At 39.6% G+C, this 13,517-nt stretch carries 13 protein-coding genes; 11 read left to right on the top strand and 2 right to left on the bottom strand.

Features of this window, described 5'->3' with window-relative positions:
* Positions 1-4: 4 nt before the first annotated feature.
* The 10 genes from E7480_02820 (at position 5) to E7480_02775 (ending at position 9,617) form a co-directional block, all read left to right on the top strand.
* Positions 5-436: an anti-sigma F factor gene (locus E7480_02820; protein MBE6903519.1), complete on the top strand. Its 432-nt coding sequence runs from the start codon at positions 5-7 to the stop codon at positions 434-436.
* Positions 433-1,146, top strand: a complete 714-nt coding sequence (locus tag E7480_02815) for a sigma-70 family RNA polymerase sigma factor (GenBank protein ID MBE6903518.1) — start codon at positions 433-435, stop codon at positions 1,144-1,146. The genes E7480_02820 and E7480_02815 overlap by 4 nt, the downstream gene beginning before the upstream one ends.
* A 113-nt stretch (positions 1,147-1,259) precedes the next feature.
* On the top strand, positions 1,260-3,149 hold the full coding sequence (gene htpG / locus E7480_02810) for a molecular chaperone HtpG (GenBank protein ID MBE6903517.1): 1,890 nt from the start codon (positions 1,260-1,262) through the stop codon (positions 3,147-3,149).
* Positions 3,150-3,240: 91 nt separating this feature from the next.
* Entirely contained in the window at positions 3,241-4,386 is a 1,146-nt protein-coding gene (locus E7480_02805; protein ID MBE6903516.1) for a hypothetical protein, read from the top strand.
* 146 nt (positions 4,387-4,532) lie between these two features.
* Entirely contained in the window at positions 4,533-4,769 is a 237-nt protein-coding gene (locus tag E7480_02800; protein ID MBE6903515.1) for a 50S ribosomal protein L7ae-like protein, read from the top strand.
* 53 nt (positions 4,770-4,822) lie between these two features.
* Positions 4,823-5,239 (top strand): 30S ribosomal protein S12, encoded by a 417-nt coding sequence (locus tag E7480_02795; GenBank protein ID MBE6903514.1) that lies wholly within the window; start codon positions 4,823-4,825, stop codon positions 5,237-5,239.
* A 128-nt stretch (positions 5,240-5,367) separates the two neighbouring features.
* Complete coding sequence (rpsG, locus tag E7480_02790) at positions 5,368-5,856, top strand: 30S ribosomal protein S7 (protein MBE6903513.1); 489 nt, start codon at positions 5,368-5,370, stop codon at positions 5,854-5,856.
* A 12-nt stretch (positions 5,857-5,868) separates the two neighbouring features.
* Positions 5,869-7,956, top strand: coding sequence for an elongation factor G (fusA, locus tag E7480_02785; GenBank protein ID MBE6903512.1), 2,088 nt, complete (start codon positions 5,869-5,871; stop codon positions 7,954-7,956).
* An 88-nt stretch (positions 7,957-8,044) separates the two neighbouring features.
* Positions 8,045-9,241 (top strand): elongation factor Tu, encoded by a 1,197-nt coding sequence (gene tuf, locus E7480_02780; GenBank protein MBE6903511.1) that lies wholly within the window; start codon positions 8,045-8,047, stop codon positions 9,239-9,241.
* A gap of 100 nt (positions 9,242-9,341) precedes the next feature.
* A complete protein-coding gene (locus tag E7480_02775) occupies positions 9,342-9,617 on the top strand; it encodes a helix-turn-helix transcriptional regulator (GenBank protein ID MBE6903510.1) in 276 nt (91 codons plus the stop codon).
* Between the two features lie 51 nt (positions 9,618-9,668).
* Here E7480_02775 and E7480_02770 read toward each other — a convergent pair whose 3' ends face one another.
* Both E7480_02770 and E7480_02765 read right to left on the bottom strand, forming a co-directional pair.
* Positions 9,669-11,303 carry an STAS domain-containing protein gene (locus E7480_02770; GenBank protein ID MBE6903509.1) on the bottom strand — a complete coding sequence of 545 codons (1,635 nt, stop codon included), beginning with the start codon at positions 11,301-11,303 and terminating at the stop codon, positions 9,669-9,671.
* A 190-nt stretch (positions 11,304-11,493) separates the two neighbouring features.
* On the bottom strand, positions 11,494-11,895 hold the full coding sequence (locus E7480_02765) for a GtrA family protein (GenBank protein MBE6903508.1): 402 nt from the start codon (positions 11,893-11,895) through the stop codon (positions 11,494-11,496).
* Positions 11,896-12,055: 160 nt separating this feature from the next.
* Here E7480_02765 and glnA point away from each other — a divergent pair, with 160 nt between their 5' ends.
* Entirely contained in the window at positions 12,056-13,480 is a 1,425-nt protein-coding gene (gene glnA, locus E7480_02760; GenBank protein ID MBE6903507.1) for a type I glutamate--ammonia ligase, read from the top strand.
* The last annotated feature ends 37 nt before the right edge of the window (positions 13,481-13,517 follow it).

Raw genomic sequence — 13,517 nt, 5'->3', positions numbered from 1 at the left:
ACAAATGAAATGTATAAATGAAATGAAAATGTCATTTTTAAGCCGTTCTGCCAATGAAGGCTTAGCAAGGGTAACAGTTGCAGCCTTTGCCTCTCAGCTTGACCCTACCCTTGATGAGATATCGGAAATAAAAACAGCTATATCAGAAGCTGTTACCAACTGTGTAGTACACGGCTATAAGGACGGTATCGGAGTAATTTACATAAGGGCACGCCTTTTCGAAAACGGCATTTTAACAGTTACTGTAAGGGACAGAGGCTGCGGAATAGAAGACATAAAAAAAGCCAGAGAGCCTCTTTACACAAGCAGTGAAACAGGAGACAGAGCAGGTATGGGCTTTACTATTATGGAAAGCTTTACCGATAAAATGAGGGTACGCTCAACCTTAGGCAAGGGGACAAGCGTAACCCTTTCGAAGCAGCTGAAGCTTAAATGATAACAAGAGATAAAACAAGAGAGCTTATTTTTCTTGCACAGTCGGGAAATTCGCAGGCAGAGGAAACGCTTGTATGTGAAAATATGGGGCTTGTTTACAGTGCGGCGACAAGACTTAATATTTACGGCTTTGAAAGAGAAGATTTGATACAGGCAGGCTCAATAGGTCTTTTAAAGGCAATAAGAGGCTTTGACCTTTCAAAAGAGGTCGAATTTTCAACCTATGCCTTTCCTGTGATAACAGGAGAAATAAAAATATATATCAGGGACAACAGCGCTCTTAAGGTTTCAAGAAAGCTTAAAGAGGTTCAGATGAGAACTCTCAAAGCAAAAAACAATCTTTTAAAGCAGCTTGGCAGAGAGCCTACCGTTTCTGAAATATCTGAGCTTACAAAAGACTCAACAGACGAAATAATTGAAGCTCTTGAAGCAACAACTGCGCCCTTATCCTTTGACAGTAGCAATAATGAAGATGAAAGAAGCTTGTTTGAAACAACAGGCATTGATAAAAGTGATGAAAATACAGAGCTGTTAACCTTAAAAAATGCCATACATACCCTTGATGTGCAGGATAGAAAGCTTATTTCTCTGCGCTATTTTTGCGCAAAAACTCAAAGTGAAACTGCTAAAATACTTAATATGACACAGGTACAGGTTTCAAGAAGAGAAAAGAAAATAATGACCTGCCTGAAAAAATATTTTGAAGAGTAAATGTTAACAAAAGTTAACAAAATTAGGCTTGACAAAAAATAAAATCATACTATAATGAGTATTAGCACTCAGATATTATGAGTGCTAATACTCATATAAAGGAAGTATAACAAATGGCAAAAAAACAGTTTAAGGCAGAGTCTAAAAGACTGTTGGACTTAATGATTAATTCAATATACACTCATAAAGAAATATTTCTTCGTGAGCTTATAAGTAATTCAAGCGATGCGCTTGATAAGCTGTATTTTCGTTCTTTGACAGACCAAAGCGTAACTCTTTCCAAAGAGGATATGTATATAAGAATAGCTGCAAATAAAGACGAAAGAACACTCACTATCTCCGATAACGGCTGCGGAATGAGTAAGGAAGAATTGGAGAGCAATTTGGGAACAATCGCAAAAAGCGGTTCCTTTGCATTTAAAAATGAAAACGGCGGAAATTCCGCTGTTGATATAATAGGTCAGTTCGGTGTAGGCTTTTATTCTGCTTTTATGGTAAGTAAAACGGTAGAGGTAAAATCAAAGGCATACGGCTCTGACGAAGCTTATTTATGGAAATCCGACGGGGCGGACGGATATACAATTACTCCCTGTGAAATGAAAGAAGCTGGAACACAGATAACACTTACAATTAAGGAAAATACCGAGGACGAAAGCTATGACGAATATCTGGAAAGCTACCGTTTACAAGGTATAATTAAAAAATATTCCGATTATATCCGTTATCCTATTAAAATGTATATTGAAACACAAAGACCTAAAGAGGATAACAAGGAAGAATTTGAAACGGTTGTAGAGGATACCGTACTCAACAGTATGGTGCCTATCTGGAAAAAGAGCGCAGACGAGGTTGACGAAGAAAGCTACAACAATTTTTACAGAGAAAAATTCTTTGATTTTGAAAAGCCTGTAAAGGTAATTCACTCTAAAACAGAGGGTACTGCAACCTACAACGCATTACTCTTTATTCCCTCAAAGGCTCCTTATGATTATTACACAAAGAATTTTGAAAAGGGACTTATGCTTTTCTCGGGCGGTGTGCTTATAATGGAAAAGTGTGCCGATTTATTGCCCGATTGCTTTAGCTTCGTAAGAGGTCTTGTTGACTCTGAGGATTTATCCCTCAACATTTCAAGAGAGATGCTTCAGCACGACAGACAGCTCAAGATAATAGCTAAAAGCCTTGAAAAGAAAATAAAGACAGAGCTTAAAAAGCTGTTAGCAAATGACAGAGAAAAATACGAAGAATTCTATAAGAGCTTCGGTCTTAATTTGAAATTCGGCATATATAACAGCTTTGGTATGAATAAGGATTTGCTTCAGGATTTAATTTTGTTCCACTCTTCAAGCGAGAATAAAATGTCAACGCTTGAAGAATATGCTTCAAGAATGAAGGAAGAACAAAAATATATCTATTACGCTACAGGCGAGAGCGTAGCTAAAATTGATTTGCTTCCTCAGATAGAGCTTATTAAGGATAAAGGATTTGAGGTATTATATCTCACAGACGATATTGACGAATTTGCCGTTAAGGTGCTTCACGAATACGACGGCAAGGAGTTTAAATCAGTAAGCAGTGATAATCTTGATTTAGATACAGAGGAAGAAAAAGAGGCACAAAAGAAGCTGTCTGAAAACAATGCCGATATGCTCAAAGAAATGAAGGAAGCTTTAGGGGAAAAGGTAAGCAAGGTAGCAGTTTCAAACAAACTCAAAACTCACCCTGTATGTCTTACTGCCGAGGGCGAGCTTTCCTTAGAGATGGAAAAGGTTTTAAACGCTATGCCCAATGCCACAGAGGGTATGGGAGCAAAGGCAAACAGAGTTTTAGAGCTCAATGCAAATCACCCTGTATTTGAAGCTCTTATAAAGCTTTATACCTCAGATAAAGAAAAGCTCAAAACCTACGCAGAGCTTTTATACAATCAAGCTCTTTTGATAGAGGGCTTACCCATTGACAATCCTCTTGAATTTTCCAATAAAATATGTGAGCTTATGCTTTAAATAAAACGGCGGATTTTCCGCCGTTTTTTATTTGCTAATTTTGTAAAAATATGTTATAATTCTTCTATTGTCTGATTTCGGAGATGAAGAGATGAAACGAATTTTTTTGATTTTGTTGGTATGCGGGATAATTACAGCATTAGCAGGCTGTGAGAAGCCTTCTGATAACGGTATTAACAGTGATATTACAAGTACCACATCGGATATCAGCGATGTGTCGTCAACTGTATCCGAAGATACAAGCAGTCCTACTGTGCAGAAGGACGGAAAATATGAACAGGCGCTTACTGCTATTAAAGAGGGAAAGGTCGGAGAAGCCTACCGTTTGCTTTGTTCTACCAATGATGAACGTGCCCCTGAGCTGTTGCGCCATTTTGTGTGGCAACCGCTTTGGTCAAAAGGGGAAAACCCGGGTAAGCATACTTACGATGCCAAGGGCTATCCTGCGACGTCAGTATGGGGTATTCACACCATATATTTTACCTGGGATAATGAGGGACGGCTTTTAGTTCAGCGCTCGGAAGAAAACAGTGATGCGCAGTATTGGGAGCAGTATGACTCCACCTACGCTAATGGTTTGTTACAAACAAGAATAAGAACAAATAAATATGGTAACGGGGAAACAGAAACCCGCACCTACGATGCAAAGGGTAATATGATTAAGCGTGTATATGATTCGTCGTATGATGACGATGACAGTACCACAACCTGTTCCTACGATGAAAAGGGTAACAAAGTATCACAAAAAGTAAACGGTTCAAAGGGTTATCAAGCCGATTCTACATATTCTTACAATGCGGCGGGACAGCTTACCTATAAGGCTACTACCTACAACGATGGTCGTAAAACTGAAACAGTAGAGCGCATCTACAATGATAAAGGACAATGCGTGGAGAATAAAAAAGTTTTTTCACACGGAACTGTTGTCCATACTTACGCATACGGTGAGCACGGGGAGAAGCTGTCCGATATTTCTGAGTGGGTCGGTGAGCCTAAAAATGTGTACCGTTATACATATGACGGGTTTTATCGTAGAACGGGAATGATTGTGGAGCGTGACGGCAAGGAAATCAACCGTCAGACAATTACATACGATGACAAGCTGGATACTTGCAAATTTGTGGGCGGCGGGGAAAGTGCTGAATATCAGCTTTTCTATTACGCTCACGGAATAAATGAAGACCTGATTCTTAATTCGGCAACCTGGGTAGAATATTACGATTGGGATATCAAATAAGAAAAAAAGGGATAAAAAGGAATTTATAGATTATTTTTGTTAAAACTATTGACAAATGAGAATAAATGCGATAAAATCAATTACATCTGCGCAAAGACGAGATTTTTGCGCCCAAAATTACTTTTTTATATAGGAAACAGAGAGATATGCTTAATGAAAAACACGTGGTAGGAATTAAGCAGGTAACTCGGGCGCTTAAGAAGAATGAAGCTACTAAAGTTTTTATAGCGGAGGATGCGGCGCAAGGCTATACCGAGCCGATAGTTCTTCTTTGCAACGAAAAGGGAGTTCCTGTTGAAAAGGTACCTACAATGCAGGCGTTGGGTGAAATGTTCAAAATTGAAGTAGGTTCGTCCGTTGCTGCATATATTAAAAACATTTAATTTGTTATCAAGGCTTTTGCCTTTGATATAAAAAATTTTTAGGAGGTGTATTGATGCCAACCTTTAACCAGTTAGTTAGAAAGGGCAGGGAAACAGCTACAAAGAAATCCACAGCTCCGGCGCTCCAGAAATGTCTTAACTCCTTAACAAAGGATTTGAATGACAAGAGCTCCCCTCAAAAACGTGGTGTTTGTACAACTGTTAAGACCATGACTCCCAAGAAGCCTAACTCTGCGCTTAGAAAAATTGCCAGAGTAAGACTGACAAACGGCATTGAGGTTACAGCTTATATCCCCGGTATCGGCCACAATTTGCAGGAGCATAGCGTGGTTATGATCAGAGGCGGAAGAGTTAAGGACCTTCCCGGTGTGCGTTATCACATTATCCGCGGAACTCTCGATACTCAAGGTGTTGCCAAGAGAATGCAGTCAAGAAGTAAGTACGGTGCTAAACGCGCAAAGAAAGCTTAGTTGACAAAAATTAAAGCGTAAAAATTTACGCAAAGACAAAATGTGCTTTGCTGTAATTCAGATATATTTGTCTGTATTACCGGAGCACTGCCGAAAGTAAAACTTTCGAGTACCTATGATATCAGAATATGAAGGAGGGAAGCAAAGTGCCAAGAAGAGGTAATATAGCAAAAAGAGATGTACTACCCGATCCGCTGTATAACAGTCAGTTGGTAACAAGACTTATCAACAACGTTATGTATGACGGTAAAAAAGGCGTTGCTCAGAAAATTGTATACGATGCATTTGCTATCGTAAAGGAGAAAACCGGCAAAGATGGCCTTGAAGCATTCCAGGAGGCTATGGAAAACATAATGCCTACATTGGAAGTTAAGGCAAGACGTGTCGGCGGTGCGACTTATCAGGTTCCTATGGAAGTTCGCCCCGAAAGAAGAACAACCCTGGGTCTTCGTTGGTTGTCCCGTTATTCTCGTGAGAGAAGCGAGCGCACAATGAGAGAAAGACTTGCAGGCGAAATTATGGATGCTATTAACAACACTGGCGGAGCCGTTAAGAAGAAGGACGAAACTCATAAAATGGCTGAAGCTAACAGAGCATTCGCACATTACAGATATTAATAGGAGGACATTATGCCACGTACTCATAAGATTGACTTATATAGAAATATCGGTATAATGGCTCATATTGATGCAGGTAAAACTACCACAACAGAAAGAATACTTTTTTATACCGGTGTTAATTATAAGTTAGGCGAAACCCACGAGGGCGCCGCTACAATGGACTGGATGGCGCAGGAGCAGGAAAGAGGTATTACAATTACTTCTGCTGCTACTACTTGCTATTGGAAAAACCATAGAATTAACATCATTGACACTCCCGGACACGTTGACTTTACCGTTGAGGTTGAGCGTTCTCTTCGTGTTCTCGACGGCTCTGTTACAGTATTTTGTGCTAAAGGCGGCGTTGAGCCCCAGTCTGAAACCGTATGGCGTCAGGCTGATAAGTACCAGGTACCCCGTATGGCTTATGTAAATAAGATGGATATTATGGGTGCTGACTTCTACAGAGTTGTAGCAATGATGAAGGAAAGACTCAAGTGTAACGCAGTTCCGATTCAGCTTCCTATCGGAAGTGAAGATACCTTTAAGGGAATTATTGACCTTGTTGAAATGAAAGCATATATTTATTATGATGATTTAGGCAAGGATATCCGTTGCGAAGAAATTCCCGAGGATATGAAGGAATTAGCTGAGAAATACCATCAGGAAATGCTTGAGAGTGTAGCTGAGCAGGACGAAGATATTATGATGAAATATCTTGACGGCGAACAGCTCACAATCGAGGAAATCAAGAAGGTTATCCGTAAGGCTACTATTGCCAACGATATGGTTCCCGTAACCTGCGGAACATCATATAAGAATAAGGGCGTTCAGAAGCTTCTTGACGCTGTTATTGATTATATGCCCTCTCCTGTAGACATTCCCGCTATCAAAGGTGTGGATGAGAAAACAGGTGAGGAAACAGAAAGAAAGGCTGACGATAATGAACCCTTCTCAGCACTTGCTTTCAAAATTGCAACTGACCCCTTTGTTGGACGTATTACTTTCTTCAGAGTATACTCCGGCCATGTAGAGACAGGTGCAACAGTATTAAATGCTACTAAAGACAGCCGTGAGCGTTTCGGACGTATAGTTCAGATGCACGCAAACGACAGAAAAGATATTACCGAGGTTTATGCAGGTGATATTGCTGCTGCCGTTGGTCTTAAAAATACCACAACAGGTGATACTCTCTGTGATGAGAAGCATCCTGTTATCTTGGAATCAATGGAATTCCCGGAGCCTGTTATCCGTGTTGCTATTGAGCCTAAGACAAAAGCAGGACAGGAGAAGATGGGTATCGGTCTTTCAAAGCTTGCTGAAGAAGACCCCACCTTCAGAACCTACACAGACGAAGATTCCGGCCAGACTATTATTGCAGGTATGGGTGAGCTTCACCTTGAAATTATCGTTGACAGACTTCTTCGTGAATTTAAAGTAGAAGCAAACATCGGTAATCCTCAGGTTGCTTACAAGGAGACAATCCGCAAATCTGCAGACGTAGATATGAAATATGCAAGACAGTCAGGTGGTAAAGGTCAGTACGGTCACGTTAAGATTATTCTTGAGCCCAACGAGTCCGGTAAGGGCTATGAGTTCATCAATAAGATTGTCGGCGGTGCTATTCCTAAGGAATATATCCCCGCTGTTGATGCCGGTATCCGCGGCGCTATGCAGTCCGGTGTTGTTGCAGGCTATCCTGTTGTTGACTGTAAAGTAACACTTTACGATGGATCTTACCATGAGGTTGACTCATCAGAAATGGCATTTAAGATTGCCGGTTCAATGGCATTCAAAGAGGCTATGCGTAAGTCAGATCCTGCACTTATGGAGCCTATTATGAAGGTTGTTGTTATTACTCCCGAGGAATATCTCGGTGACGTTATCGGTGACCTTAACTCCCGCCGTGGTATGATACAGGGTATGGAAACCATTTCAGGCGGAGCTCAGGAAGTTACAGCTCACGTTCCGCTTTCCGGAATGTTCGGTTATGCAACTGATATGCGTTCCAAGACTCAGGGTAGAGGTCAGTATTCTATGGAGCCCAGCCACTATACTGAAGTTCCTAAGAATATTCAGGAGCAAATTATAAGCACTCGCGCTAAAAAGAACGACTAATTTGTAAAAAGTGCTTGCTTTTTTCTTGAAAAGAATGTAAAATAATATAAATTGAAAAATTAAAATTGATTAAAAGGAGATATTGAAAATGGCAAAGGAAAAGTTTAACAGAAGTAAACCCCACGTTAATATCGGTACTATCGGTCACGTTGACCATGGTAAGACATCTCTTACCGCTGCTATCACAAAGGTTCTTGCTTTCCAGGGCAAGGCTCAGTATGAAGCATATGATATGATTGATAAGGCTCCCGAAGAGAGAGAAAGAGGAATTACAATTAACACCGCTCACGTTGAGTATGAGACAGACGTTCGTCACTACGCTCACGTTGACTGCCCCGGACATGCTGACTACGTTAAGAACATGATCACCGGTGCTGCACAGATGGACGGTGCTATCCTCGTTGTTTCCGCAGCTGACGGCCCCATGCCTCAGACTCGTGAGCACATCCTTCTTGCTCGTCAGGTTGGCGTTCCTAAGATTGTTGTATTCCTTAACAAATGCGATCAGGTTGACGATCCCGAGCTTTTAGAGCTTGTTGAAATGGAAGTTCGTGAGCTTCTTTCAAGCTATGATTTCCCCGGCGACGATACACCTATCATCAGAGGTTCTGCTCTTGAAGCTATCGAGTGTGCTTCTCAGGATCCTTCCGATCCCAAATACGCTCCTATCCTTGAGCTTATGAAAAATGTTGACGAGTACATTCCTACTCCCGAAAGAAAAGCAGATCTTCCCTTCTTAATGCCCGTTGAGGACGTTTTCACAATCACAGGTCGTGGAACAGTTGCTACAGGTAGAGTTGAAAGAGGTCAGCTCAAGCTTTCAGAAGAAATTGAAATCGTTGGTCTTGAGGATGCTCCTAAGAAGACTGTTGTTACAGGTATCGAAATGTTCAGAAAGCTTCTTGACTATGCAGAAGCAGGCGACAATGTTGGATGTCTTTTAAGAGGTATCAACAGAACAGATATCGAAAGAGGACAGGTTCTTGCTAAGGTTGGCTCCATTAAGCCTCTTACCAAGTTCAAGGGCGAAATCTACGTTCTTACTAAGGACGAGGGTGGCCGTCATACTCCTTTCTTCAACAACTATCGTCCTCAGTTCTATTTCAGAACAACAGACGTTACAGGTGTTATCGAGCTTCCTGAAGGAACAGAGATGTGTATGCCTGGCGATAACGTTACAATTTCCGTTGAGCTTATTAAGCCTATCGCTATCGAGCAAGGTCTTCGTTTCGCTATCCGTGAGGGTGGTAGAACTGTTGGTTCCGGCGTTGTAAGTGCTATCTAAGTAAACTTATAATAATAAAAACTGTTCGGCTGCTTAGCAACCGAACAGTTTTTGTATAAATGTGAAAACTTTAAAATATAATTGTTAGGAAGAGTCACATATGAGTAAAGAAGTTCAATTTAAAAACAGAGACCGTTATATTCAGTTGGGAATTGCTATTTCCACTTTGCGTAAAATGCGTGGAATGTCGCAAGAACAATTATCTGAAAAGGCAAATGTCAGTCGCTCGCATATCAGCTCAATCGAAGCGCCCGGAATTGTGCGTCCTTTTTCTCTTGAAGTGTTTTTTAATATTGCAGATGCTCTTGATGTTGACCCTGCTGATTTGATAAATGCTTCCGTGTTTCCCGACAATGTTTTAAAAAATAAAAAATAGCAGTAAAAAAAGCTTTATCGGTAATTTTCCGATAAAGCTTTTTGATATATATTATTCTTTTGTATTTATAAAGTTTTCGGCTTCTTCAAGAGCAACATAAATATTACTGCAGAAGTTTTCAGAGCCTACTTGCTTGTAAATGCCGGCTTTCTTCAAAACCTTCATAGGCTGTTGATTTACGTGAGAGAATAAAAGTCTTATATTTTTATTATTGCATTTTTCAATAAGAGCTTGAATTTTATGTACTGCTGTTGCATCTAAAGCGGGTACATCGCTCATTCTCAGAATAACAACCTTTGCATCGGTTGTATGAAGCTCTGCAATTTTATCGGCAGCTCCGAAAAACATAGGACCGCTTATTTCGTATACGAAAACATCGGAAGGAACATTGATGCTGTTTTTTTGGTCTTCAATAGAATAAGTCCATTTTCGGATATTGGTTACCGCAGACATACGTGCCATAAATAAAATAGCTGTCAAAACAATGCCGATACCGATAGCCACAACCAAATCGAAAATAACGGTGAGGGAGAAGGTTAAAATCAGTATAAAAATATCGCTTTTGGGCGAGGTTTTTACTAAATGGATAAACTCACGCCACTCGCTCATATTGTAAGCTACAACGAAAAGGATAGCGGCAATTGCAGGCATAGGAATAAGCTGTGCATAAGGGATAAGCAGAGCAAGAATAATAAATAAAACTATTGCGTGAACTATTCCTGAAACAGGAGTTTTACCGCCGTTTTTAACGTTTGCAGCAGTACGTGCAATAGCGCCTGTAGCGGGAATACCGCCAAAAAGAGCAGAGCAAATGTTTCCTGCGCCCTGAGCAATAAGCTCAGTATTGGAGTTGTGCTTAGTACCTGTCATAGAGTCAGACACAACACAGGAAAGAAGGGACTCAATAGCCGCTAAAATAGCAATAGTAAAAGCATCGGGCAAAACATTTTTTACAGTTTCAAAAGAAACTGAGGGCAAGCTTAAAGAGGGAAGGCCTGCGGAAATCTCATAAAGAGAGCCGATAGTATTTACATTCATATTGAAAAGCTTTACAATGGCAGCAGTAAATATAACGGCAATAAGCGAAGCGGGGATTTTTTTCAAAAATTTAGGACAAATAATAAGAATAGCTAAAGCAATAACGCCTATAAGCATAGCCTGCCAATTAAAAGTCTTAAAGCAGACAATAGCCTGTTCAAGCTTTTCCAATGTTTCAATGGGGGATTTTGTATATGTAAGGCCAAAGAAATCCTTAAGCTGACCTATTACAAGAGTCAGGGCAATACCAAAGGTAAAGCCCGTAGTAATTGTAAAGGGGATAAATTTTATCATTTTACCGAATTTACAAAGCCCCATAACAATAAGGATAATACCTGCCATAATAGTAGCAACGGCAAGTCCTCCCATACCGTTTTTGGCAACTATGCCCGCAACAATAGTTGCAAAGGCAGCGGTAGGTCCAGAAATCTGAACATTACTTCCGCCTAAAAGGGCAATAACAAAGCCTGCAATAATCGCTGTATAAATACCTTGCTCAGGATTTACCCCCGAAGCTAAGGCAAGGGCGATAGATAAAGGTAAGGCAATAATAGCAACAATAATTCCTGCAACGATATCCTTTATCAATTGACTTTTAGAATAATTTTTAATACAGGAAATTATTTTAGGCTTAAATATCTCTTCCACAAAAATTCTTCTTTCTTATATAAAATTCGACAAACTACAAACATTATATCAAAAAAGAATAAATCTTCAAGCAATACAGTTAAATTTTAAAGGTTGAATTTCATTTTTGTAAAATTGATATATTGAAAATAAACTACTATATTAATATTTAGAAAAAATGCTCTCCCTTTTAAAACAGGGAGAGCAAAAATTATTTCTTTTCTAAAAAAAGCTTTCTTGTAATAAAATTAAAGCACATAACTACAGCAGTTGCGCCTATTTTTACAAGCTTGTAATCCAGCAGCATTATGTCAACGCCAAGCCACATAAGCAGCTGATTAAGTCCTAAGCCCATAACGCTGAAAACAATAAACAATATAAAATTGCGCCCCTTAGAAGCTTCTTTATCCACACTGAAAACGAATTTAACGCTTAAAATGTAATTGACTATAACTGATACAGCAAAGGAGATAGCAGAGGAAATAAGATAGTTTACCCCAAAAATCTCTGTCAGTAACAGCAAAACACAGTAGTCAATAATAAAACAAATAACACCTGTAAACCCGAATTTTATTATTTGAGTCAATAGTTCTTTGATTTTAAAACCCATCATTCATCACCTTGAATATTCTACCATATTTTTCTTAGAAAATCAATTACAAACAATAAACATAATTCATATATAAGTGCTTTTCTTTTATGTATTTTAACAATTGACATTGATTTTTATTGCTGATATACTGAATTGTATAAAAATAAAGAGGTGTTGTTAAATGGGAAAAAGTGTAAAAGATATTATTTCTATAATTAAAGAAAATGATATTAAAATGGTTGATTTTAAAATGGTTGATATCAACGGTCAGTACCGTCATGTAACCATTCCCGCTGAGAATTTTTCTGAGGATACAATGAAAAGCGGTATAGGCTTCGATGCTTCTAACTATGGATATGCCGTAGTAGAAAAAAGCGATATGGTATTTATTCCTGACCCCGATACAGCTGTTATTGACCCCTTCTGTGAAATTCCTACTCTGTCGATGACAGGTAATGCTATGATTATCGACAATCCTGAAAACCGTCCTTTAGCACAATATCCTCGTAATATTGTCCTTGCGGCTGAAAAATATATGAAGGACAGCGGCATAGCTGATACTATGCTTATTCTTCCTGAATTTGAATTTTATCTTTTCGATCAGGTAGGCTGGGAGGTTCAGCCTAACAGTATCGGAGTTTCTGTAGATGCAAATCAGTCTTATTGGAACAGCGCTGTTGAAGGTAAAGGCGTTGTTGTTGCTAAGCAAAAGGCTTATCATATAGCTAAACCCTTTGACACCTCCTATGAGTGTCGTAGCGAAATGTGTATGCTTATCGGTGATGCAGGAATTAAATTAAACTATCATCACCCCGAGGTTGCTGCATCAGGTCAGTTTGAGATTGAGCCTCAGTTAGGTCAGATGTCCAAAATGGCTGACGCTACTATGATGATTAAATATATCATTCATAACACCGCTTTGAAATACGGTAAAACTGCAACCTTTATGCCTAAGCCTATCTATGGTGAAGCAGGCAGCGGTATGCACGTACATATGCTTTTACTTAAAGACGGTCAGCCCGTTTTCTCTGACGATAACGGATATTCACATTTAAGCCGTGAAGCTCATTACTTTATGGGCGGTCTTTTAAAGCACATCGGCTCTCTCTGTGCTATTACTAACCCCTCTACCAACTCATTCAAGCGTTTAGTACCCGGATTTGAAGCTCCTGTTACCGTTGGTTATGCTACCTCTAACCGTAGCGCAGTTATCCGTATTCCTGCTTATGCTAAGAGTGCTGACAAACGTCGCTTTGAGCTTCGTAATCCCGATGCTACCTGTAATCCTTATTTCTGCTATGCAGCTATTTTGATGGCAGGCTTAGACGGTATTAAGAATAAGATTGACCCCCATGAGAACGGCTGGGGACCTTATGATATGAACCTTTACAATCTTCCCGAAGAGGAAAAAGCAAAGCTTAAAGGCTTGCCTACCTCTTTGGAGGCGGCTCTTGATGCTCTTGAGAAAGACTATGCTTATCTTACAGAAGGCGGAGTATTCCCCGAAGAGCTTATCAAAAACTTTATCAAAACAAAACGTGAAGAATGTAAGCAAATGGCAGCAATTCCTCATCCCGCTGAGTTTGATAAATATTATAATTTATAATTTTTGAACAATCCCCTTAGGGTAGAATTACTCTAAG

The organism is Oscillospiraceae bacterium (assembly GCA_015067255.1).
GTDB lineage: Bacteria > Bacillota > Clostridia > Oscillospirales > SIG519 > SIG519.
The sequence above is the reverse complement of the archived record's forward strand: the minus strand, read 5'-3'. Positions and strand labels throughout refer to the sequence as shown.

What these genes read in the sequence shown, in the direction of transcription:
- E7480_02820 (MBE6903519.1), top strand. Translation starts at nt 5, where the DNA reads ATGAAATGTATAAATGAAATGAAAATGTCATTTTTAAGCCGTTCTGCC.
- E7480_02815 (MBE6903518.1), top strand. Translation starts at nt 433, where the DNA reads ATGATAACAAGAGATAAAACAAGAGAGCTTATTTTTCTTGCACAGTCG.
- htpG (MBE6903517.1), top strand. Translation starts at nt 1,260, where the DNA reads ATGGCAAAAAAACAGTTTAAGGCAGAGTCTAAAAGACTGTTGGACTTA.
- E7480_02805 (MBE6903516.1), top strand. Translation starts at nt 3,241, where the DNA reads ATGAAACGAATTTTTTTGATTTTGTTGGTATGCGGGATAATTACAGCA.
- E7480_02800 (MBE6903515.1), top strand. Translation starts at nt 4,533, where the DNA reads ATGCTTAATGAAAAACACGTGGTAGGAATTAAGCAGGTAACTCGGGCG.
- E7480_02795 (MBE6903514.1), top strand. Translation starts at nt 4,823, where the DNA reads ATGCCAACCTTTAACCAGTTAGTTAGAAAGGGCAGGGAAACAGCTACA.
- rpsG (MBE6903513.1), top strand. Translation starts at nt 5,368, where the DNA reads ATGAAGGAGGGAAGCAAAGTGCCAAGAAGAGGTAATATAGCAAAAAGA.
- fusA (MBE6903512.1), top strand. Translation starts at nt 5,869, where the DNA reads ATGCCACGTACTCATAAGATTGACTTATATAGAAATATCGGTATAATG.
- tuf (MBE6903511.1), top strand. Translation starts at nt 8,045, where the DNA reads ATGGCAAAGGAAAAGTTTAACAGAAGTAAACCCCACGTTAATATCGGT.
- E7480_02775 (MBE6903510.1), top strand. Translation starts at nt 9,342, where the DNA reads ATGAGTAAAGAAGTTCAATTTAAAAACAGAGACCGTTATATTCAGTTG.
- E7480_02765 (MBE6903508.1), bottom strand. Translation starts at nt 11,895, where the DNA reads ATGATGGGTTTTAAAATCAAAGAACTATTGACTCAAATAATAAAATTC.
- glnA (MBE6903507.1), top strand. Translation starts at nt 12,056, where the DNA reads ATGGGAAAAAGTGTAAAAGATATTATTTCTATAATTAAAGAAAATGAT.